Source organism: Sphingopyxis sp., from assembly GCF_035944815.1.
Taxonomy (GTDB): Bacteria; Pseudomonadota; Alphaproteobacteria; order Sphingomonadales; family Sphingomonadaceae; genus Sphingopyxis.
On record NZ_DASZAU010000002.1, the window covers coordinates 432284 to 453344 of the forward strand.

The following is a 21061-nucleotide window of genomic DNA, read 5'->3' on the forward strand; positions in this document are numbered from 1 at the left end:
CCGCGCGATATAGACGGCCACCTTTTTCGCGTTCGCGCGTAGGACAGGGTGATGACCAGCAACTATTCACGCCCGGCTCTTGTCTGCAACAGCCAGAGCGGCAGCCATGACGACGCCGTCCTCGCCGAGATCGTCGAGACCTGCCGCGCGGCCGGTTCGCCGCTTTCCGCCGTTTTCGAACTGCCCGACGGCGACATCCCCGATGCGGCCGAACTCATCCGGCAGAACATCGACCTGCTGATCGTCTGGACCGGCGACGGCACGATCAACGCCGCCGCGACGCGGGCGGCCGGCTGGACCGGCGCGATCCTGCCGCTGCCCGGCGGCACGCTCAACTTGCTCTCGAAGGCATTGCACGGCGACCGGCCGGCACCCGACATCCTGACCGATGCGCTGCAGGGCAAAGGACGGCGACGCCCGATCCCGACAATCCGCTCGGACGACGGCGACGCCTTCATCACCATCGTGGCCGGCCCCGCAACACGCTGGGCCGAAGTGCGCGAAACGATGCGGCAGGACGGGTTGATCGAGGCAAGCCGCGCCGCGCCCGATGCGCTGGATGCCATGCTCAATGCGCCCGGGGTCGCGGTTGCCGGACGCGGGCGAAGCTATCCCGCCGTCATCTTGACCCCGACCGCAGAGGGCATCCGCGCCGACGGCATCCTGACCGAGGGCACCGCCGACGTACTCCGTCACGGTCTTGCCTGGCTCGGCGGGGATTTCCGCGACGGGCCGAGCGAGAAAATCGTCGAGGGCGAGACGATCATTCTCGAAAGCGCGGCCCCCATCAGCCTCGAATATGATGGCGAACTCGGCGAGACGACCTCCCCCGCACGCTTCGAACTCGGGACCAGCGCCGTGGATTTCGTCGCGACGGCATGACACGGCTTTTCCATATCAGCGATCTGCATTTCGGGCTGGAGGATCGTGCCGCGCTCGCATGGTTCGAAGATTGCGTACGGCGCGAGCGCCCCGATGCGGTGCTGATCACCGGCGATCTCACCATGCGCGCGCGCAGCCGCGAATTTGCCGCGGCGTGCAACTGGATCGAGGCGCTCGACGTCAGGGTGACGGTCGAGGTCGGCAATCATGACCTGCCCTATTTCAATCCCTTTGAGCGTTTCTTCTACCCCTATCGCCGCATTCGCGGGATCGAGCGGCTGGTCGAACGCGAACTCGATCTGGCAGGGGTCGCGGTGGTGCCGCTCAAGACAACGGCGCGGGCGCAGTGGCGGCTCGACTGGTCGAAAGGCTGGGTGACGCACCGCGCGCTGGAAAAGACCCTCGCCGCAATCGACGCGCTGCCACCGGGTACCACGGTGCTCGTCACCGCGCACCATCCGCTGGTCGAGGCGGGCACCAGGGGCCGCGCGCTCACCCGCGGCGGCGAGCGCGCACTCGCGGCTTTGGCGAAGCGCGGCGTCGCGGCGGTACTCACCGGGCACGTTCATGACGCCTTCGATCTCGTGAAAGAAACCACCGCCGGGCCGATCCGCATGATCGGCGCGGGGACGCTGTCGCAGCGCATCCGCTCGACCCCGCCCAGCTTCAACGACCTCACCGTCGAAGGCACGGCGATCGGCGTCCGCGTGCGCAACCTCGAACAGGTGCCGACCCCCGACATGCAGATCGACGATATACCGCCCGACGCGCTGCCGCCGCGCGAACCGGGTGAGCCGGTCGCGCCCGTCGCGGCGGTGCCGCCGGTCGATCCACCGGTGCATTGACGCGCGCCGTCTTCCCGTTACGTTGCAAGAAAAAACGGGATGAGGACATATGCTGACACGCGGCGACGATTTTCCGTTGCACCAGACCAGCGAACCGATTGCGTTCGCCGGAACCGACCGCAACTTCTACGACCGCTATTTCTTCAACGGCTACAGCCCCGACGGATCGGTCTTTTTCGCCGCGGCGATGGGCTTCTACCCCCAGCTCGGGATCGTCGACGCCAGCTTTTGCGTCATCCTGAACGGCGTACAGTATAACCTCCGCGCTAGCCGCCGGTCGGGCGGCGAACGGCTGAACCTGTCGGTCGGGCCGATCATCCTCGATATCGACATTCCGCTGCAGGTGCTGACGCTCCACATCTCGCCGAACGACGGCCCGCTCGAAGGCGAGCTACGCTTCATGAACCGCCATTTCCCGATCGAGGAACCGCGCTTCATCCGTCGCAACGGCACGCGGCTGTTCATGGACTACACCCGCATGACGCAGAACGGCAGTTGGTCGGGCTGGCTGTCGGTCGGCGGCGAGAAGATCGAGCTGGGTGACGGCTGGAGCGGGACGCGCGACCGGAGCTGGGGCGTGCGTCCCGTCGGCGCCAGCGAGCCGCAGCCGCCGCCCGAGGGCAATTTCACCCAATTCTTCTGGCTGTGGACACCCTGCAATTTCGACGATCGCTCGCTCTTTTTCCATAGCAACGACGACGGTGCGGGCAGCCCATGGAACCGCCGCGCGGTGATCGTCAGCGACAGCGAGAGCAGCGAAGACGGAACCGAACAGCATTTCGCCGACGCCGCTTTCGATATCGAGTGGTCACGCGGATCGCGGCGCATCGCCCGGATGACCGCCGATTTGGGCCACGGCCAGCGGCTGACGCTGACCCCGGCCGGTCCGGTCTTTGCGATGAGCGGGCTCGGCTACACGCATCCGGTCTGGGGGCACGGCCTCGATCATGGCCCCGAACTGGCGGTCGCGCACGACACGCTCGCCGAGGCCGAGCGCAGCTGGGGCAATCCGCTGGCGATGCATATCCAGGCGCTGGTCACCGCCGAACTCGTCGACGGCGGCACGACGCATCGCGGCCTCGGCGTGCTCGAACAATTGTTCGTCGGCCCGCACGCCCCGACCGGGCTCAGCGGCCTGATGGACCCCGCGCCTTGAGCTTCCCGACCGCGCCCGAGGCGATAACGCCCGCGTGGCTCGCCGAAAAACTGGGACAGGCGCCGGACGCGCTGCGCGGCTTTGCCGTGGGCAAGGTCGGCACCGGGCAGATGTGCGACAGCTATCGCCTGACGCTCGACTGGGAGTCGGGCGTCGACGCCCCTGAGAGCGTGATCGCCAAATGCCCGAGCCACGACGAGGCGAGCCGCAACATCGCCAAGCTCACCGGCACCTATGTCAAGGAAGTGAGCTGGTACCGCCATCTCGCGGCGGCGAGCGGCGTGCCGGCGCCGACCTGCTATTTCGAAGCGATCGCCGACGACGACGTCGAATTCCTGCTCATCCTCTCCGACCTCGCCCCCGCGACGCAGGGCGACCAGCTCGCCGGACGCGGTCTTGCGGGTCTGGTCCCGTGCATCGAGGCGGCGGCGAAGCTCCACGCCTATATGTGGAACGACGCCCGGCTCGCGGACATGCCCTATATCGCGCGCGACAATGGCGACCTCATCCGCGCGATGTTCCCGCAGCTCTACCTCGGTTTCCGCGAACGCTACGCCCGGCGCCTGTCGCCCGAGATCCTCGAGATCGGCGCGGGGATCGTCGAGCGGCTCGACGCCTATCTGACCCGCGAACCCGCGGCGCGAACGCTCGTCCACGGCGACCTTCGCATCGACAATATCTTGTTCAGCTCAGAAGGCGCGCGCTGCTGGCTGGTCGACTGGCAGACGCTCGGCCGCGGCAGCGGCGCGAACGACCTTGCCTACCTCATCGGCACCAGCATCGCCGACCCCTTCGAACGCGCCGCCGCCGACCGCCCCGCCTTCGACCACTGGATCGCGGCGCTCAGCGCCGAGGGCATCGACCCCGACGCCGACGCCTTGTGGACCGACTACCGCATCGGCGCATTGAGCGGCTATTTCATGGCCGTCTTCGCCTCGATGAGCGTCGAGCGCACGACACGCGGCGACGAGATGTTCGCGGTGATGGCCGAACGCCCCGCGCGGCAGGCGCTGGCGCTGGGGAGTCTGGAGCTGCTTTAGTTCGTTATCATTCGGAGCCGCAGGCTAAAAGGCGACGTTCTTGATCAAACTTGTCCAATATGGTCTAAATCCTTTTGGCGAGGGGATTGGATATGGCGACGCTGATAGTCAGCTTCCTTGGTGGAGATGCAGATGAGCATCGGATTGAAGCGTTTTCCGGCTTAGAATCGGCCGCCGGCATTGCTAGAGCCCTCGCCTTAATAGGGCACTACGCCGCTACTGGCGAAGTGAGATATCGCTACCCTTTCAGTACAGATGTTCAGTTTTTTCTTGAGGGAACTGAAGAAGGAAGCTTTAACTGGAAATTCAAAATTATCGCTGGCACGGTTGCCGTAGGCCTAGCGACTAACGCGATCTATGATTTAGGTAAGTTGGTTCTAAATATGGCTGTGGGCAACGAGCCAACCGAAATCTCTGAGCCAATTGAAGAGCTAGACCGCAAAAGGAGCGGTGACATAGGAGCTCTTGTTGAAGCGGTCGAACCCGCCCTAAAAAAGGGTCACTACGGAATAGGAAATACGATTGAAAAAATTGAAATATATGAGGAAAGTTCCAGAAAGACTATTGTATATTTTGATCAAAACTCGAAGAACTATCTCCAAAGCACTAATGATGGCGGAAATGACATACAGCTAGTTACGATATCAGCACTAAACGCGAATGATCGTACAGGAAGAGCTTATTTTCCTGAACTGGGAAGAACCGTCAGGTTCGTTGTAGACAGGAGATCGAAGGCGGGAACCATGGCCATACTATCTCGGTCTCTGGATCATTACATTAGTAAGGTCAACTATCCGGTATCCATATCATACCGAAAAAAGGTCTCTTCTGATGGGAGGCTAAAATCGATAGAAATATTTTCTGCAACCGATCCGCAAGATGACGACTTTTCGGACTTGTGACTTCGCGGCTGCAACGCAGTTGATTCCTCTAATTGCGCCGCCTACCCCAGCCGGTGCGGTGTCGGATCACCCAGCTCTTGGACAAGCTGGCGATAGGCCCCGGCGCGGCAGCGGGCGTAGAGTTCGCCGAGTTCGCTCCGCGCGATGCCGTGCTCGCTCATCAGCCGGTCGAGGATCGCCTCGTCGCCCGACAGTGCGATCTGCCGGACCAGATCATCCCCCGGCAGCCCGAGCGCTTCGGCGACCAGGCGAAAGCTCCGCGCGCGCTGGCGGAACTCGAAGTCCATCAGCCGCGAGGATTCCTTTTCCTTCTTGCTGAGCAGCGCGCGGCGAAGGTCGAACACCATGGCCGCAATCTAGGGCGCGGCGCCCGGCCCCGCAATGCGCGCAGCAAAAAGGGCGGCCCGTTGCCGGACCGCCCTTCCCTCTCCACCCGTCGGTGGAAAAGCTCTTAGCGCTTCGAGAACTGGAAGCTGCGGCGGGCCTTCGCCTTGCCGTACTTCTTACGTTCGACCGCGCGGCTGTCGCGGGTCAGGAAGCCTGCCGCCTTGACCGGGCTGCGAAGCGCCGGTTCGAAGCGGGTCAATGCCTGCGCGATGCCGTGCAGAACCGCGCCGGCCTGGCCCGACAGACCACCGCCCTTGACGGTCGCGATCACATCATACTGGCCAACGCGCTCGGTCAGGCCGAAGGGCTGGTTGATGACGAGGCGCAGCGTCGGACGCGCGAAATAGACTTCCTGGTCGCGGCCGTTGACGGTGATCTTGCCCGTACCGGGCTTGACCCACACGCGGGCGACGGCGTCCTTGCGGCGGCCGGTCGCATAAGCGCGCCCCTGCTTGTCGACCTGCTTTTCGCGGAGCGGAGCGGTCGGCGCGGCCGGAGCGACGGTGCCTTCGACGGCGCCGGCGAGATCCTTGAGATCGGTCATGGTCTGTTCGTCAGCCATTATGCACCCACCTTGTTCTTGCGGTTCATCGACGCGACGTCGATCACTTCGGGGTTCTGCCCTTCGTGCGGATGTTCGGTGCCGGCGAAGATGCGCAGGTTGCGCATCTGCTGGCGGCCGAGCGGGCCGCGCGGGATCATGCGTTCGACGGCCTTTTCGAGCACGCGCTCGGGGAAGCGGCCTTCCAGAATCTTCTGGGGGCTCGTTTCCTTGATGCCGCCGGCATAACCGGTGTGCTTGTAGTAGCGCTTGTCGGCCAGCTTCTTGCCGGTGAACGCCACCTTTTCGGCGTTGATGACGATGACATTGTCACCGCAATCGACGTGCGGGGTGAACGACGGCTTGTGCTTGCCGCGCAGGATGTTGGCGATGATCGAGGCAACGCGGCCCACGACGAGACCCTCGGCGTCGATCAGCACCCATTTCTTTTCGACGGTACCGGCATTGGCCGAAACGGTCGTCTTGGTCAGCGCCTTCATGGCACGCTCCTTGACAGAGATGGACTAGGACGAGCGACACGCGCCGCCCGAAACAAACCGCGCCGCCTGTCCCGGATGGACGAAGCGGCGCTTCGGAGCGGGCCAATGGCGAAAGCCGTGTCGAAAGTCAAGCATTGCGCGGCTTTGCTGACGGGTATTATGATACCCTATCGATCAGGGCGCCGCTTCGATGGCGCGCACGCGCTCCTCGACAAGCGTCCGCCCGTCGCCGTCCGGCTCGATGATCCAACTCTGTCGCTGTTCGCGAACGACCAGCCCCGTGGCGGTATCGACCGTCCACAAATTGTCGATCTCCAGCGGCCGGTCGGCGGCACCGACCACGGCCGAAGCCTGTTCGATCTTGGCAAAGGTCTGGTGCGTGCCGCCATGCCGCATCGACACGCTCGCACCGGCATCCTGCGCCCTGACCGGGATGTCGCCGTTGGCCGGGGCAATCAGCGCGCGAATGTCGGCGCTTGCCAGCCTGTCGCGCTCGGCCGCGGGCAGTGCGGCGACAAGCTGAGCGAGTTGCCTGGCTTCGGGCCGGCCGCCTTCGGCACCCGCGGCTTCTATCCGGGCAATCACCCGCTCCCACAAACCATCGGGATCGATCAGGTCGACACGACTACCGTCGGCCGCGACAAGATAGGCGATCTCCTGGCCGACCATCGGCTCCAGCATCAACGTCAGTGCGCGGGTCACTTCGGGCGGGGCGTCCGAATCGATCCGCTGCAGCACCGCCTGAAGCCGGTAGCCCCGTCCGAGCGGTTCCCATTGCAAGGCATAGATCAGCGAGAAATTGATCAGCCCCCCGTCGCGACCGATGCGGCGCGTCGTCACGCGATAGGCCATCGGCTGGCCGACGGGCGGGGCAAAGTGGAAATGTGCGATCGCTGTCGCCGCTCCCTCAACGGGCGGCGGCAGAGGATCGGCTGCGAACAGCAAGAGCGCGCCAAGAAGGGCGCCCGCCGCAGTCATGCCGCCGCGCGGCCCAATCGATGCAGCGCCGCCGCTGCAATCGCAACGAGGATGGCGCCCGTCACCTGATGCCACACGGCGACCCACATCGACACACCCGACACGACCGTCCAGATGCCGAGCAGCATCTGTGCGGCGACAACCGCGACAAGCAAGCCCGCTTCGGTGCGCGCGCCGCGCCGCGACAAGGTACGCGCCAGCGTGAGCAACGCCAGCGCGGCGATCCACGACCACCAGCGATGCAGGAAATGGATCAGGAAGGGATCATTGGTCAGCGCGAGCCAGGCGCCCCCGGCCCAGTCGATCCCCTCGGGCACGAAATGATCGTTCATCAGCGGCCAGGTGCTGGCAACATAGCCGGCATTAAGCCCTGCAACCCACGCCCCCAACAGCAGCTGGACGAAGAGGATCGCGACGATACCAACCGCCGGGCCGGTCAATCGCGCGGGCCGCGCCGAGGGACTACGCGCGAGCGCACCAAGGTCGCGGGCAGTCCAGACGAGGCCCGCGAGCAGGAACAGCGCGGTCAGCAAATGCGTTGCAAGGCGGAAGTGGCTGACGTCGGTGCGATATTCGAGCCCCGAGGCGACCATCCACCAGCCGATGGCGCCCTGCAGCCCGACAAGCGCGGCAAGCGCGAGCAGGCGCCATCCATAGCCCGCTGGAATGGCGCGACGCCAGGCATACCAGATCAGCGGCACGACCAGCGCCATGCCGACGAGTCGCCCGAGGATGCGGTGCAGCCATTCCCAGAAGAAAATCGCCTTGAAGCCGGCCAGCGTCATGCCGACGTTGATTTCCTTATATTCCGGGATCTGCTTGTATTTCTCGAACTCGGCGATCCAGCCGGCCTCGGTCGTCGGCGGGATCACGCCCGACACGGGCCGCCATTCGGTGATCGAAAGCCCGGATTCGGTGAGCCGCGTGATACCGCCCACCCCGACCACGATGATCACCAGAAGGGCAACGGCCCACAGCCAGCGCGCGAGCGCGGCCGGGCGGGGTTGGCGGGTCGGAGGGGCAGACGGGGCGGGATCGTGCGGCATCGCCCCGCCCTATCGGCGCTTGCCGGGCGATAGGCAAGGGCCGGAAACCGCCGCCCCGGGGAAATTCATGGCCCCGACAGCCGGGCGTTGATAAGCGGTGCCGATGTCGCGCCGCCTCCTGTTCCTGCCCACCGCCCTGATGCTCGCCCTGTCGCCGACGCTCGTGAAGGCGGGGGAAGGCCGTGCCGACGACTATTCCGCGCTCGCCCAACAGGAAACGCGGCTCGCCACGATCGGTTACCGGCTGACGACGGCGAGCGCCGGCTGGTGCCCCGAGGTCACGCCGCAGCCCGGATGGATTCTCGGCGACCTGCGCCAGTTCAAGCCGGGTGAGCGTGCTGCGGCCAGCGGGACCTACGGCGTCGGCGACGGCGCCTTCGTCGCCGCGGTCGTCCCCGGGTCACCCGCCGATCGCGCCGGACTGACGCGCGGTACCCGGATCGCCGCCATCAACGGCGATGCCATTGCGCCATCGGATACCGGGCCGACGATCCGGATCGATACCGCGATCGTGAAACTCTATACAATCGATCCGACCGCGGCATGGACCGTCACCGACAGCGCCGGACGGCTTTACCCGATGGCGCCGGCACCGGGCTGCGCGAGTGCGTTTCGCGTCGAACTCAGCGGGGCGCAGGCGGCCGCGAACGGCATCCTTGTGCGCGTGACGCTGAAACTGGCCCGGTCGATCGCCGACGACAGCGAGCTCGCAGCCGTCGTCGCGCACGAGCTTGCGCATAATATCCTTCGCCATCGTGAACGGTTGGGCAAGGATCGGTCCGCCGCGCGGGTCCGCGCGACCGAACTCGAAGCCGACCGGCTGGCGGTATGGCTGATGGCCGATGCCGGCTATGATCCCGCTGCAGCAGTCCGGTTCTGGAACCGCCACAAACGGCCGCTTGTCCGCGCGGCATCGCATCCGCCGCGCGGCGAGCGCATCGCCGCTATCGAAGCCGAGATCGCCGCGATGCGCGCGGCCCGTGCCGCCGGGCCGGCGAGACGTCCGCCGCTGATCGACGCGCTGCCACCCTTGGAATAACCCGGGGCGCATCCTATTTTGGGGGCATTCCACTCCCGAACAAGGATTGTCCCCATGACTCGTGAAACCGCCATTTTTGCCGGAGGCTGCTTCTGGTGTACCGAAGCCGTGTTCCAGTCGCTCAGTGGCGTCGATGGCGTCGAAAGCGGTTATATCGGCGGCACGGTTTCCAACCCGACCTACAAGCAGGTATGCGGCGGCGACACCGGCCATGCCGAGGCGATCCGGATCACCTTCGATCCCGCGGCCATCGGCTATGACGACCTGCTCGACGTTTTCTTCGCGACGCACGACCCGACGCAGCTCAATCGCCAGGGCAATGATATCGGCACCCAATATCGCAGCGCCATCTTCCCCCTCGACGCTGCGCAGGCCGACGCCGCCCGCGCGGGGATCGAACGGGCGGCGGGCGACTGGCCCGCGCCGATCGTGACGACGATCGAAAGTGCATCCGAATGGTATCCGGCCGAGGATTATCATCAAGCCTATTGGGACGGCGAAGGGCAGCGCAATCCTTACTGCATGGCAGTCATCCCGCCCAAGCTCGCCAAATTGCGCAAGGGCTTCAGCGATCGCTTACGCGCGGGATAATGTATAAATGTCGTCGAACGACTGTTGCAAGATGGCCGCATGACGTCACTTTTCATTGACTTTCCAATCGTTTTGTCTAGCGGACGCGCCTTCGCTGGGGCAGGATCGCCCTGACAAGCAGTTGAGGGGTCACTGCCGGGTGCTGGCATCGCTGTTTCTGATCGGTGCGTTGACGACAACGCCCCAGATGTCGGTCCAGGCCGCAAGCCAGACGATCGTCGAAGACGGCGCCGGCGGGATGACCCGCGCCGTCAACCGCATGGTCGGCGGGATCGTGAGTTATGCCCGCTGGCCTGACAGGTCGGCGACCACCAGCCGGGTCATGTGCCTTGTCGGATTGCCGCGACTGACAGACCATATGGCGCCCGACGTCCCGGGGACCGGATCGGTGGTGGTTCGCCGCATGACCGCGGAGGCGGTCGAGCTACGAACCGATTGCGACATATTGTTCCTCGGCCGGATGCCGGTCGCCGACCGCCGGCAATTGATCGCATGGGTGCGCGGTCGCCCCATCCTGACGATCACCGACGACGATGCCGCCTGCATCTACGGCGCGATGTTCTGCCTCCAGAGCAAGATGGGCAACCTGAGCTTCTCGGTCAATCTCGATGCAGTCGGCCGCGGGCCGCTGCGGATCGATCCGCGCGTGCTGCGCATCGGCGGAGGCGCGTCATGACCGGGGCCACGACAAATCGCCCGATCGAACGAATCGGTGCGCGCACGACGTTGCAAAAACTGCTGTCGCGCTTTCATTTCGGCATCACACTGTTTGCGGTCGCACTTTCGGGGCTCACCATCCTGCTTGCCGGTGTCACCGCGCTGCGCGGCTATGCCGACCGCAATATGGAACTGGCAGCGCAGCTCGGCGCCTATGGCGTCGAGCCGGCGCTGGTCTTCAACGATCCGGTGGCGGTACGCGAAGGGCTGGAGCCGTTGACACGCATCCCCGGCATTGCGCGACTGCGCGTGCTCGACGATGTAGGCCGACCCCTCACGCAATGGATGTCGCCTGCGGCCGACCCCGCGCCGATCCTGACCCGTATCTTCTTTCCACGCCCCTTTGCCGTGACCGTGCAGCGCAACGGATCGATCATCGGGACGATCGAGGTATGGGGCGACAGTTCGACGTTGATCGATTACGTCCGCATCGGGCTGCTAGCGGGGCTCGGCTGCCTCCTTATCACCGCATTGGGCACGATCTTCCTCGCGCGGCGCTTCGAATATGAACTCGTCAAGCCGCTCAACGAGATCGCAACCGTTGCCCATGACGTGCGCCTGCACCGGCGCTTCGACAAGCGCGTCCAGCAACTGGGCATCGCCGAACTCGACCGGCTCGGCGGCGATATCAACGCGTTGCTCGACGAACTGCAGGGCTGGCAGGGCCATATGGAAAGCGAACGGGCGATGCTTGCACACCGCGCCTCGCACGACACGCTGACCGAAATGCCCAACCGGGCGTCGTTCGACGAACAGCTCGGCCAGCGGATCGAGGCGGCGGAAACGCACGGCGTCCGCTTTGCCCTGCTGTTCATCGATGCCGACAATTTCAAGGCTGCCAACGATAATTTCGGCCATGCCGCGGGCGACGCCGTTCTCGTTGCGCTGTCTGCCCGGATCAAGGAGACCCTGCGCAAGGATGATTTCGCCGCGCGCATCGGCGGCGACGAATTCATCGTCATCGTCGAGCTGGACAATGACACGCGCCCCGAAGGACTGGCAAGCCGGATCCGGGCCAGTGTCGCCGAACCCATCCAGCTGCCGGGGGGCGAAACCTATCGCCCTGCGGTCAGCGTCGGCGTCGCCACCTTTCCCGACAATGGCAGCGATGCGACGGCCCTGCTGACCGCAGCGGACGCGGCGATGTACGCCGACAAGATGACCAACCGTTCCCGATGAACAGCGGAGTGACCAATGTGACCCCCTCCTTCCCCCACACCATCCGTCTCTTTCTCGTCGCGGCTTTCGCGGCATTGCTTGCCGCGTGCCAGAGTGTCCCGGCGCCGACCGGGTTCAACGCCGCGCAGATCGCCGTACTCCGGTCCGAAGGCTTCGTGGAGACCGGTCCCGACTGGCAGTTGAACATGCCCGAACGGCTGCTGTTTCCTTCGAACGAAAGCAGCCTCGGCGCCGAACAGGTAAAACGGATAGGCGAAACCGCCGCCAAGCTCGTGTCGGTCGGGATCACGACGGCGCGGATCGAGGGGCATACCGATTCGACCGGCGCCTCCGCCTATAATCTGACGCTTTCGGAGGCGCGGGCGCAGGCAGTTGCGGCGCCGATGCAGGCAGGCGGCATGCGCTTTACGGCGGACCAGATTATCGGTCGCGGCGAAACGCTGCCGCTGTCGAGCAATGCGACGCCCGAGGGACGTCAGGACAACCGGCGCGTCGTCGTCATCGTCGCCCCCGAGTGAGGCTGTGAAACGCGCAGCCGCCGCGCTTTTCTTGCATCAAATTCGCGGCTAAGTCCGGCGCATGAAACCGATCCGCAAAGCCGTATTTCCCGTTGCCGGTCTCGGCACGCGCTTTTTGCCCGCGACCAAGGCGATCCCCAAGGAAATGCTGCCGATCGTCGACCGGCCGCTGATCCAATATGCAGTCGACGAAGCGCGTGAGGCGGGGATCGAGCAGATGATCTTCGTCACCGGACGAGGGAAGAGCGCGATCGAGGACCATTTCGACGTCGCGTTCGAACTCGAAAAGACGATGTCCGAGCGCGGCAAGGACCTCAGTGTGCTCGAACCGACGCGGCTTGGCCCCGGCAACTGCGCCTATGTCCGGCAGCAGGAGCCGCTCGGGCTGGGTCATGCAATCTGGTGCGCGCGCGATATCGTCGGCGACGAGCCCTTCGCGATCTTCCTGCCCGATGAATTCATGCACGGTTCGCCCGGCTGCATGAAGCAGATGGTCGATGCCTACACCCAAGTCGGCGGCAACCTGATCTCGGTCCTCGAAGTGCCGCACGAGCAGGTGTCGAGCTATGGCGTTATCGCGCCGGGCGCGCGCGACGGCGCGCTGACCGAAGTGACCGGGCTGGTCGAGAAGCCGAAGGCCGAAGACGCCCCGTCGAACCTCATCATTTCGGGCCGCTATATCCTGCAGCCCGAAGTGATGCGCGTCCTCGAACGACAGGAGAAAGGCGCGGGCGGCGAAATCCAGTTGACCGATGCGATGGCGACGATGATCGGGCGACAGGCTTTCCACGCCGTGACGTTCGACGGCGCGCGTTATGACTGCGGATCGAAAGCCGGATATATCCAGGCCAATCTCGCGGTCGCGCTCGAACGCCCCGATATGGCGGCCGACGTCCGGGCCTTTGCGGTCGACTTGTTGAAATAGGACCGGCGGAGGCTGACGCCTCCGCCCGGCCGACGATCATTCGCCTTCGATATTCGGTTTCGGGAACCGGTCCGCACCGACGGTGCGATAGAGCCAGCCACCGACAAGCCCGCCGAGCAGCGGCGCAACCCAGAACAGCCACAGCTGCTGGAGCGCGAGCCCGCCGACGACGAGCGCCGGGCCGGTGCTGCGTGCCGGGTTGACCGACGTGTTGGTCACCGGGATCGAGATGAGGTGGATCAGCGTCAGCGCAAGGCCGATCGCGAGCGGCGCGAAACCCGCCGGCGCGCGGCCGTCGGTCGATCCCATGATGATCCACAGGAAGAAAGCGGTGAGCAGGATTTCAACGATGAAGCCCGACCAGATGTCGTATTTTCCGGGCGACGCATCACCAAAACCGTTAGACGCAAGCTGGTTCGTTGCCGGATCGAATGTCGCGGTACCACTGGCGACATAGTAGAGCAGGAACGCCGCCACGATCGCGCCCAGCACCTGCGCAACGACATAGAGCGGGATGTCGCGAGCCTCGAAACGCCCGCCCGCCCATAGTCCGACCGTGACCGCCGGGTTGAGGTGACAGCCCGAAATATGCCCGATCGCATAGGCCATGGTGACCACCGTCAGGCCGAAAGCCAGCGAAACACCGAGCAATCCGATGCCGACATCGGGAAAAGCCGCAGCCAGGACCGCGCTGCCGCAACCGCCAAAGACAAGCCAGAACGTGCCGATAAACTCGGCCAAACCCTTTTGGATATTCGTCATGGTGACCTCCTCCCCGCCGGCGGCCATCGACGCCTCCGGCGCAGCGCCATCCTAGCACGACGCGAATTTGCGGCAAGCCTTTGAATAGCGCGGGGGTTTCACCCAAGAACCGGTCAGGCGACGGCGACCGCCTCGACGAAATGGCGCGCCCGCTGGTGCAGCGATGTCGCCGCCTGCGTGAGCCCGGCCGACAATCGCCCAAGCGACTCGGCGCCTTCCCCCACGGCATTGGCGCCGCGGCTGATATGCTGGACCCGCTGGTCGACCTCGCGACCGGCAGAGACAGCCTGCTCGACATAGCTTGCGATGACCAGCGTCGTCGCACTTTGGCCATCGACGGCAAGATCGATCGCGTCCGAAAAGCCGTTATTGGCATCGATCGCGCGCTCGACCTCGGCAAAACCGGCGGCAACCTGCTCGACGATTTCGCGGATCCGGTTGACATAGGGCGTGATATCGCTCGCCGAGACCCGCGTCTGGCTGGCCAGCGACTTGACCTCTGCCGCGACGACAGCAAACCCACGGCCGGCGTCGCCGGCATGCGCCGCCTCGATCCCTGCGTTGAGCGCCAGCATGTTGGTGCGGCTCGCCATATCGATGATCAGCCGCAGCATATGTTCGATCGACTGGCTCGCGGCCTTCAGCGCCTCGGCGCGTTCGCCCGCCTGTTTGACCTTCAGATGCGCGTCGTGCCGGACCGCGCGGGCGCGGGCGCCGTCGTCGACGATCCGCGTCATCGACGTCGCCAGCGCCTGCCCGCGATCGCCGAGTTCGCGCAGGCCTGTGAGGGTCTGCGCGGTCGCGCCGGCGACCGAAACCGCATCGCGACCGGTCTGCTGTGCCCGCGCCGACAATTTGAGCGCAACCCCCTCGACCTCGCGCGCCATGTCGGACAGCGTTGCGGTCAGCGCGGCGATATCCTGCTGGAACCGGTGGCCCGCATCGTCGACCCGCGATGCGCGCGCGGCGCGATCCTGCGCCACTTCGACCTCGCGCAGCATCGCGAGCCGCGCCAGTTGCGCCGCGTCGAGCGTTTCCACGAAGCGCCCCCGATCGACCAGGATCAGCCCGTCATGGCGCTTCGAATCCGACACCATCCGCAACAGGCTGGCCGTCGTCTCGGACACATCGGCAGTGAGGCATGGCTCGATCATCGACGCAATCGAGCCGCCGATCGTCGGGTTCTGCATCAGCGAATACCAGTAGGGACAGAAAAGCAGTTCGCGAATCCGCTGTTCGCGCACGATCCCCACCGGCGCGCGTCCAGCATCGAGCACGGCGAGGACGCGCAAGTCGGGATTGGCGCGAAAGGCCTCGATCACATCCGACAATCGGGCATCGGCGCCGATCGCGACCGAATGGCCGGATGACGGGGCTAGGACTAGGTCGACGGGGCTCATCATATCTCTTTGTAGCGCGGATGATCGGTGCCGCCCGATCTAGGCCCGGATGGTAAAGGCAAATTTAACCAATTGTTTCAAAGCTGTGACAGCAGACGAAAACGACGGGCTGTCCATCGCAATCTTCTGTTCAGGGCGCCCCGGCTATGCGATGAAACGCCGTCCGCAAGGGAGAAGAAAATGCGTGTCCTCATCATCGCTGCGCTGACCGTTCCCCTGCTTTCGGGCTGCGTGAGCGCGGTCAAGACGGTCGTCACCGCGCCCGTCAAGGCGGTTGGGCAGGTCGCCGACTGGTCGACGACGAGCCAGGACGAGTCCGACCGCAACCGCGGCCGCGAAATGCGCAAGCGCGAAGAGCAGGTCGGCAAGCTGTCGCGCCAGCGCGACAAGGCGGCGGAGAAATGCCGCGATGGCAACAACGAGCAATGCCAGCGCGCCGAAGTGCTAGATCATGAGATCGAGGCGCTGATGGCGGAGCCGCGCTAGGCGAGCGAGCGCCGTCTGCGCCGCCAAACGCAGACAATCACCGCACCCTTCGCCCGGTCCACACGACGCGGCCGACAAGCTGCACCGCCCCCATCGGCAGGTCGTCCCAACTGCGATAATGCGGATTGTCGCTGATCACCGAAATGCGGCCCTGCCCCGGCGCACGCGCCACCCGCTTCACCATCAGCACATCGTCCATGCGCAGCACATAGATGCCGTCGCGCAGCCGCGCCGCCGCGTCGCCGCCGTCGACCAATATGTCATCGCCGTCGTCGAGCGTCGGCGCCATCGAATCGCCCTCGACGCGGATGATGCTGAGCGCGCGCGGATCGGCGCCAAGCTCGCGCAGCCACCGCGGATCGAACGCAACCTCGCCCTCGACCGGTTCGCCGTCGATGCTCGCCCCGGCCCCTGCCGAGGCACCGATCGCGAGCTTGGGCACAAGGATCATGGCGGCGGCGGGCCCGCGCCCGCGCGCCGGCGCGGCAACGCGCTGGACCGGGCCACCGAGCATCGCTTCGGATACGCCGAGATAGGCCGCGATGCGCGCGCGATCCTGTTCGGCCAGCCGGCGCGGCGAGCCGCGCTTGATATATTGCTGGATATAGGCGGGATTGCGCCCGATCACTTCCGACAGGCGTGCATAGTCGATCCCCTTGTCGGTCAAGAGGCGGTCGAGCGCGGCGCGCGGATCCTGAACAAAATCGGTCATGGTCGTGAACGGCTGGTCCTTCCTATTTCGTCTCTAGCAATAGGATTTTTCCTAGACAAGTAGGAAAATGAATCTCAAATAGGAAATATCCTATCGGGTGAGTCGCCCGGTATCAGCGCGGTCACGGAGGAAATATGGAGCGCAGCCTGTTACAACGCATCGAGGCCTTCCTGAGGGAATCCGCGATGCCGCCGAGCGTGTTCGGACGCGCAGCGGTGCACGACCCCCGCCTCGTCAGCGATCTGCGCGGCGGGCGCGAACCCGGGCTCTACGTGATATGTCGCGTGGAACATTTCATGAACAAATGGCGTGCCGATCGTCTCGCCGGACGCGTCCAGCCGCAGGGCGACCGCCGTTCGCGTGCCTTCCGCCGCCTGAAAACCGGGGTGCAGGCATGATGCGCTGGTCGCCTGCACAGCCGCCGCGGCCGGGATGCCCGCACCGTCGCCTTCGCAATCTGTTGGCGCGCGAACTACCGTTCGGGCTGGCGCTCGGCGCCTCGACCTTTCGCCCCTGGGCGAGCGCGAGCTTTGTCGGCGCGCGCCATATGTTTCCCTGTGCCCTTGCGACAGGCGCGGCAGAGGATTTGCTTCGCGGCTTGCAGGATCGGCTGAACGCGACCGAATGGCATATTACCGGTCATATCGTCGCCGACGTCGCCGTCGAATGCGACGCCGGTCCGGGCATACTGCGGATCGAGATATTGACTGTCGAGGATTAGGGTCCGGACCCTAACCGACCGACTGACGCGTCATCCGTTGCAGCGTGCCGAGCGCGGCCTCGAGCGCGAAGTCGACTTCGGGGCCGGCATCGGCCGTGCTGTCGGGAACCGGAATTGCGGCGGTCGCGGCAGCAGGAGCCTGCCGCCGGCGCGCAAGCCCGGCTTCGAGGCGCGCGACCATCGCGCCAAGCGAATGGTCGCTCGGTTCGGGCATCACCGGCGCCGCGATTTCGGCGGGCTGCAACCAAGGCTCTTCGCCGGGTTCCATGACCTCCATCGGCGCGAGGTCGGCAAGGACGAGTTCGTCGGCCGCTTCGACCTCGGGCACGTCGATCCATGGATCGGCGGCCGCGCCGTCATCGGCAGGGCTGCCCGGCAACGGCCCTAGTCCGCCCGCCGGCAGATCGCGGCCCGCCCGGATCGGCGGACGCGGCGCGTCGTCGGGATGCCGGTCGACGCGGCGGCGCCGCGTCAGGATGTGATCGCTGTCGTCGTCGTTCGCCTCTTCGACGTTCGGACGGAACCGGCGGCGCAGCGACGACAGTCCGGCGGCTTCGGGCTTCGCGATCAGCAGGGCGACCAGCCCGGCAAAAACCGCCGCAACGGCGGACATGCCGAACGCCAGCGTCAAGCGGCCCGCATTGCCGACGGGAGGCACAAAGAAATCGGACAGGCGGTCGAGATAGAGGTTCCAGCTGATCCCCGCGACCCACGACATCGGCATCACCGCCGCGAACAGGAAGGTCAGCGCGGCAGCGCCGATCACCGCCGGTATCGCGGGGCGGAGCGCGCGCAGCAACGCCGCCGCCATCGCCTTGCCCGAATTTTCGCTGGTCTCGTCCATATCGTCCAAATCCGTGCGGCCCATCCCGGGCCAAATTTCATCGATTGCCGGCATCGTCACACGGCGCCACGCAGCAATCGCTGGTAAACCGGTTCGTAACGTAAAATGTTTGATGACCAGTTACGATGCGTTTCGACAAAAATACGCGCGGTCCGCCGACGGTCCGGCCAGATGCCCCGATTCTGCAGCAGAGCGGCGAGCGCGCCCGCGATCGCCGCGGGGTCGTCCGGCGCGAACAGGCTGCCGGTGACGCCATCCTCGATCAGTTCGCGATGCCCGCCGACATCGGACGCGGCGACCAGTTTTCCCTGCGCCATCGCCTCGAGCGGTTTGAGCGGGGTGACCAGATCGGTCAGCCGCATCTTCTTGCGCGGATAGGCGAGGATATCGATCAGCGAATAATAGCGTTCGACCTCGTGATGCGGGACGCGGCCGACGAAGTGGATATGGGCAGCGGCAGGCGAAGCCGCCGCCTGTGCCTTCAACGCCGCCTCCATCGGACCGCCACCGACGAGCAACAGGCGCGCCTTCGGCTGCGCGGTAACCAGCGCCGGCATCGCCGCAATCAGGTCGTCAATCCCCTCATAGTCGTAGAAGCTGCCGATATAGCCGATCACGGCCTCGTCAGCGGCGAGGCCCAGCGTCTCGGCAAGGGCATCGTCGCGCGGGGTCGGGTCGCCGAAAAGCTCAAGGTCGACGCCGTTCGGCGATACGGTGATCTTGCCAGGCTCGATGCCGCGCGCGATCAGGTCGCCGCGCAATCCTTCGCAGATCACCGCGACTGCATCGGCCGATTTCACTGCATGCGTCTCGAGCTGCTTCGTCAGCCAGTAGCGCAAGCTTCCCTCGCGCCCGGTGCCGTTGCCGACCGCCGCATCCTCCCAAAAGGCGCGAATTTCATATATTACCGGAATGCCGAGCTTCTTGCCGACGCGCAGCGCCGCTAGCCCGTCGAGAACCGGCGAATGCGCATGCAACAGGTCGGGCTTCCATTCGCCGACGAGCGTTTCGACGCGTTTCGCCAGCGCACCGATTTCGCGCCACTCGCGGATCGGCGCGCGCGCCGGTGCGATCGGCGGCGTGCGATAAAAGGTCAGCCCGTCGACCGTCTCGCTATCCGGACCGGCTTCGGGATGCCGCACGCCGGTGACGCCCGCGACCTCCCACCCCTTGGCGACCTGCGCCTTCATCAGCGCGCGGGTACGAAAGGTGTAGCCGCTGTGCGCGGGCAGGCTATGATCGAGGACGTGCAAAATGCGGGTCATGGGCCAGCGCATTGACATACAAGCCTTAACGCGGCGTCAACCCCGATCGCGTAGCGGGAGCGGACATGGTCGACAATTTTTCCATTGGCCTGACGCACGTCCTGATGGCGATCGCGTTATGGCGCCTGCTCTATCGCGACGATCTCGACCGCGAGGTCAGCCCGCGCCTGCTATGGCAGCAGCGCCGCGATGCCGAGCGCGCCGAAGAGGAAGCGCGCACCGATGCGTGACATTGCGTTCGTCGCCTTTCTCTTCGCCTTCATCGGGGTCGGCTTTCGCAAGCCGTTCCTGTTCGTGCTGTGCTTTTGCTACATCGACATCGTCGCGCCGCAACGGCTCAGCTATTTCCTCATCAACTCGATTCCGATCTCGCTGATCGTCTTCGGGCTTGCGATCGTCGGCTGGCTCGCGGTCGACGACAAGCGCGACACACGATGGTCGGGGCGACAATTCCTGCTCCTTGCCCTCCTCTTCTATTGTTGGATGACGACGATCCAGGCCGATTTCCCCGTCGAAGCGGCCGACAAATGGAGCTGGGTGTGGAAGGCGCTGGTCTGGGCGATTTTCCTGCCGCTGACCCTGCGCACCAAGCTCCGCATCGAATCGCTGATCCTCATCATGCTGTTGTCGGCTGCATCGATCGCGATCGCCGGCGGGATCAAGACTGCCGCAGGCGGCGGCGGTTACGGCACGCTCCAGTTGCTGCTCAACGAAAATTACGGTCTGTACGAAGGGTCGATCATGTCGACGGTCGGCATCGCGATCATCCCGCTGATCCTGTGGTACCGGCGCTATGGCACGATCTTCGCCCCCGACTGGCGTGTGTCGCTCTTCTGTTTCGCGCTCTGCTTTGCGTGCATGTTGCTGCCGGTCGGAACGCAGGCGCGCACCGGGCTTGTCTGCCTCGCCGTGCTCGCCGTCCTCTCGCTGCGCGCCGTGAAGCACCGCTTCCTTTATATCGCTGGCGCCGGGCTGCTCGGGCTCGCCGCCATCCCCTTCCTGCCGCAGAGCTTTACCGAACGGATGGAGACGATCCAGAATCACAAGTCCGACCAGTCGGCCTCGACGCGCGTCGCCGTGTGGATGTGGACATGGGAATATGCGAAGGACAATCCCTTCGGCGGCGGGTTCGAAGCCTATATCCAGAACAGCGTCCGCGTCGAAAAGGCAGCGAGCGCCTATGACCCCAATGCACCGCAAAATGCCGAAGCCACCGTTTATGAGGAACATTCGCGCGCCTATCACTCGAGCTATTTCGAAATGCTGGGCGAACAGGGCTACCCCGGCATAGCGCTCTGGCTCTTCCTCCACGCCGTCGGACTGGTGCAGATGGAGCGGCTGAGGCGGCGCTATCTCAAGACGCGGCGCGGCGAGGAACAATGGATCGCGCCATTGGCGACCGCGCTCCAGCATGGCCATATCACCTATATGGTCGGCTCGCTGTTCGTAGGCATCGCGTTCCAGCCGTTCATCTACATGATGCTCGCGCTCGAAATGGGCCTGTCGACCTATTGCCGCCGCCGCGAACAGGAAGCCGGATGGCGCCCGCTCACCGCCCGACCGGCGCAGGTCCCGGCGAGGCATCCGGCCCCCAACCCTAGCTGAGGCGGAACCATCGGCCCGAC

At 65.1% G+C, this 21061-nt stretch carries 26 protein-coding genes; 16 read left to right on the forward strand and 10 right to left on the reverse strand.

Annotated elements, in window-relative coordinates; genetic code table 11:
• The first annotated feature begins 51 nt into the window (after positions 1-51).
• From VGU00_RS03000 to VGU00_RS03020, 5 genes are all read left to right on the forward strand, one after another.
• Complete coding sequence (locus tag VGU00_RS03000) at positions 52-882, forward strand: diacylglycerol/lipid kinase family protein (RefSeq protein WP_327465344.1); 831 nt, start codon at positions 52-54, stop codon at positions 880-882.
• The gene (locus VGU00_RS03005; protein ID WP_327465346.1) at positions 879-1727 is read left to right on the forward strand and encodes a metallophosphoesterase; all 849 of its coding nucleotides are present in this window, start codon (positions 879-881) and stop codon (positions 1725-1727) included. The genes VGU00_RS03000 and VGU00_RS03005 overlap by 4 nt, the downstream gene beginning before the upstream one ends.
• Positions 1728-1776: 49 nt before the next feature.
• Positions 1777-2883, forward strand: a complete 1107-nt coding sequence (locus VGU00_RS03010; RefSeq protein WP_327465348.1) for a hypothetical protein — start codon at positions 1777-1779, stop codon at positions 2881-2883.
• A complete protein-coding gene (locus VGU00_RS03015) occupies positions 2880-3923 on the forward strand; it encodes a phosphotransferase (RefSeq protein ID WP_327465350.1) in 1044 nt (347 codons plus the stop codon). Before VGU00_RS03010 ends, VGU00_RS03015 begins: the two co-directional genes overlap by 4 nt.
• A gap of 92 nt (positions 3924-4015) precedes the next feature.
• The gene (locus tag VGU00_RS03020; RefSeq protein ID WP_327465352.1) at positions 4016-4825 is read left to right on the forward strand and encodes a hypothetical protein; all 810 of its coding nucleotides are present in this window, start codon (positions 4016-4018) and stop codon (positions 4823-4825) included.
• Between the two features lie 41 nt (positions 4826-4866).
• Here the strand turns inward: VGU00_RS03020 and VGU00_RS03025 are convergent, their stop codons facing one another.
• The 5 genes from VGU00_RS03025 to VGU00_RS03045 all read right to left on the reverse strand — a co-directional run bounded on the left by VGU00_RS03025 (position 4867) and on the right by VGU00_RS03045 (position 8277).
• On the reverse strand, positions 4867-5172 hold the full coding sequence (locus VGU00_RS03025) for a hypothetical protein (RefSeq protein WP_327465354.1): 306 nt from the start codon (positions 5170-5172) through the stop codon (positions 4867-4869).
• Between the two features lie 104 nt (positions 5173-5276).
• The gene (gene rpsI, locus VGU00_RS03030; protein WP_327453429.1) at positions 5277-5774 is read right to left on the reverse strand and encodes a 30S ribosomal protein S9; all 498 of its coding nucleotides are present in this window, start codon (positions 5772-5774) and stop codon (positions 5277-5279) included.
• Positions 5774-6253: a 50S ribosomal protein L13 gene (rplM, locus tag VGU00_RS03035; protein WP_327465356.1), complete on the reverse strand. Its 480-nt coding sequence runs from the start codon at positions 6251-6253 to the stop codon at positions 5774-5776. The genes rpsI and rplM overlap by 1 nt, the downstream gene beginning before the upstream one ends.
• Before the next feature lie 174 nt (positions 6254-6427).
• Positions 6428-7231, reverse strand: coding sequence for a hypothetical protein (locus VGU00_RS03040; RefSeq protein ID WP_327465358.1), 804 nt, complete (start codon positions 7229-7231; stop codon positions 6428-6430).
• A complete protein-coding gene (locus tag VGU00_RS03045) occupies positions 7228-8277 on the reverse strand; it encodes a COX15/CtaA family protein (protein ID WP_327465360.1) in 1050 nt (349 codons plus the stop codon). Before VGU00_RS03045 ends, VGU00_RS03040 begins: the two co-directional genes overlap by 4 nt.
• A 103-nt stretch (positions 8278-8380) precedes the next feature.
• On the opposite strand from VGU00_RS03045, the gene VGU00_RS03050 reads away from it, so the two are divergent.
• The 6 genes from VGU00_RS03050 to galU all read left to right on the forward strand — a co-directional run bounded on the left by VGU00_RS03050 (position 8381) and on the right by galU (position 13246).
• On the forward strand, positions 8381-9316 hold the full coding sequence (locus VGU00_RS03050) for a M48 family metalloprotease (RefSeq protein WP_327465362.1): 936 nt from the start codon (positions 8381-8383) through the stop codon (positions 9314-9316).
• Positions 9317-9370: 54 nt separating this feature from the next.
• Positions 9371-9907 (forward strand): peptide-methionine (S)-S-oxide reductase MsrA, encoded by a 537-nt coding sequence (gene msrA, locus VGU00_RS03055; RefSeq protein WP_327465364.1) that lies wholly within the window; start codon positions 9371-9373, stop codon positions 9905-9907.
• A 139-nt stretch (positions 9908-10046) separates the two neighbouring features.
• A complete protein-coding gene (locus tag VGU00_RS03060; protein ID WP_327465366.1) occupies positions 10047-10583 on the forward strand; it encodes a YfiR family protein in 537 nt (178 codons plus the stop codon).
• The gene (locus VGU00_RS03065; RefSeq protein WP_327465368.1) at positions 10580-11803 is read left to right on the forward strand and encodes a diguanylate cyclase; all 1224 of its coding nucleotides are present in this window, start codon (positions 10580-10582) and stop codon (positions 11801-11803) included. Before VGU00_RS03060 ends, VGU00_RS03065 begins: the two co-directional genes overlap by 4 nt.
• Positions 11800-12321, forward strand: a complete 522-nt coding sequence (locus VGU00_RS03070; protein ID WP_327465370.1) for an OmpA family protein — start codon at positions 11800-11802, stop codon at positions 12319-12321. The genes VGU00_RS03065 and VGU00_RS03070 overlap by 4 nt, the downstream gene beginning before the upstream one ends.
• Positions 12322-12382: 61 nt before the next feature.
• Entirely contained in the window at positions 12383-13246 is an 864-nt protein-coding gene (galU, locus tag VGU00_RS03075) for a UTP--glucose-1-phosphate uridylyltransferase GalU (protein ID WP_327465372.1), read from the forward strand.
• A 36-nt stretch (positions 13247-13282) separates the two neighbouring features.
• On the opposite strand, the gene aqpZ is transcribed toward galU, so the two are convergent.
• The gene (gene aqpZ, locus VGU00_RS03080) at positions 13283-14008 is read right to left on the reverse strand and encodes an aquaporin Z (protein ID WP_327465375.1); all 726 of its coding nucleotides are present in this window, start codon (positions 14006-14008) and stop codon (positions 13283-13285) included.
• Between the two features lie 113 nt (positions 14009-14121).
• A complete protein-coding gene (locus VGU00_RS03085) occupies positions 14122-15411 on the reverse strand; it encodes a methyl-accepting chemotaxis protein (protein WP_327465377.1) in 1290 nt (429 codons plus the stop codon).
• Positions 15412-15588: 177 nt separating this feature from the next.
• Here VGU00_RS03085 and VGU00_RS03090 point away from each other — a divergent pair, with 177 nt between their 5' ends.
• Positions 15589-15894: a hypothetical protein gene (locus VGU00_RS03090; RefSeq protein WP_327465378.1), complete on the forward strand. Its 306-nt coding sequence runs from the start codon at positions 15589-15591 to the stop codon at positions 15892-15894.
• A 37-nt stretch (positions 15895-15931) separates the two neighbouring features.
• Here VGU00_RS03090 and VGU00_RS03095 read toward each other — a convergent pair whose 3' ends face one another.
• The gene (locus VGU00_RS03095; RefSeq protein WP_327465379.1) at positions 15932-16606 is read right to left on the reverse strand and encodes a S24 family peptidase; all 675 of its coding nucleotides are present in this window, start codon (positions 16604-16606) and stop codon (positions 15932-15934) included.
• Between the two features lie 134 nt (positions 16607-16740).
• On the opposite strand from VGU00_RS03095, the gene VGU00_RS03100 reads away from it, so the two are divergent.
• Complete coding sequence (locus VGU00_RS03100) at positions 16741-17004, forward strand: hypothetical protein (RefSeq protein ID WP_327465380.1); 264 nt, start codon at positions 16741-16743, stop codon at positions 17002-17004.
• Entirely contained in the window at positions 17001-17327 is a 327-nt protein-coding gene (locus VGU00_RS03105; protein WP_327465381.1) for a hypothetical protein, read from the forward strand. Before VGU00_RS03100 ends, VGU00_RS03105 begins: the two co-directional genes overlap by 4 nt.
• A gap of 10 nt (positions 17328-17337) precedes the next feature.
• On the opposite strand, the gene VGU00_RS03110 is transcribed toward VGU00_RS03105, so the two are convergent.
• Both VGU00_RS03110 and VGU00_RS03115 read right to left on the reverse strand, forming a co-directional pair.
• Complete coding sequence (locus VGU00_RS03110) at positions 17338-18171, reverse strand: hypothetical protein (RefSeq protein ID WP_327465383.1); 834 nt, start codon at positions 18169-18171, stop codon at positions 17338-17340.
• A gap of 56 nt (positions 18172-18227) precedes the next feature.
• Positions 18228-19436, reverse strand: coding sequence for a TIGR04063 family PEP-CTERM/XrtA system glycosyltransferase (locus tag VGU00_RS03115; protein ID WP_327465385.1), 1209 nt, complete (start codon positions 19434-19436; stop codon positions 18228-18230).
• Between the two features lie 65 nt (positions 19437-19501).
• On the opposite strand from VGU00_RS03115, the gene VGU00_RS03120 reads away from it, so the two are divergent.
• Entirely contained in the window at positions 19502-19666 is a 165-nt protein-coding gene (locus tag VGU00_RS03120; RefSeq protein WP_327465387.1) for a hypothetical protein, read from the forward strand.
• A complete protein-coding gene (locus VGU00_RS03125) occupies positions 19659-21041 on the forward strand; it encodes a putative O-glycosylation ligase, exosortase A system-associated (protein WP_327465389.1) in 1383 nt (460 codons plus the stop codon). The genes VGU00_RS03120 and VGU00_RS03125 overlap by 8 nt, the downstream gene beginning before the upstream one ends.
• Positions 21042-21061 lie beyond the last annotated feature (20 nt).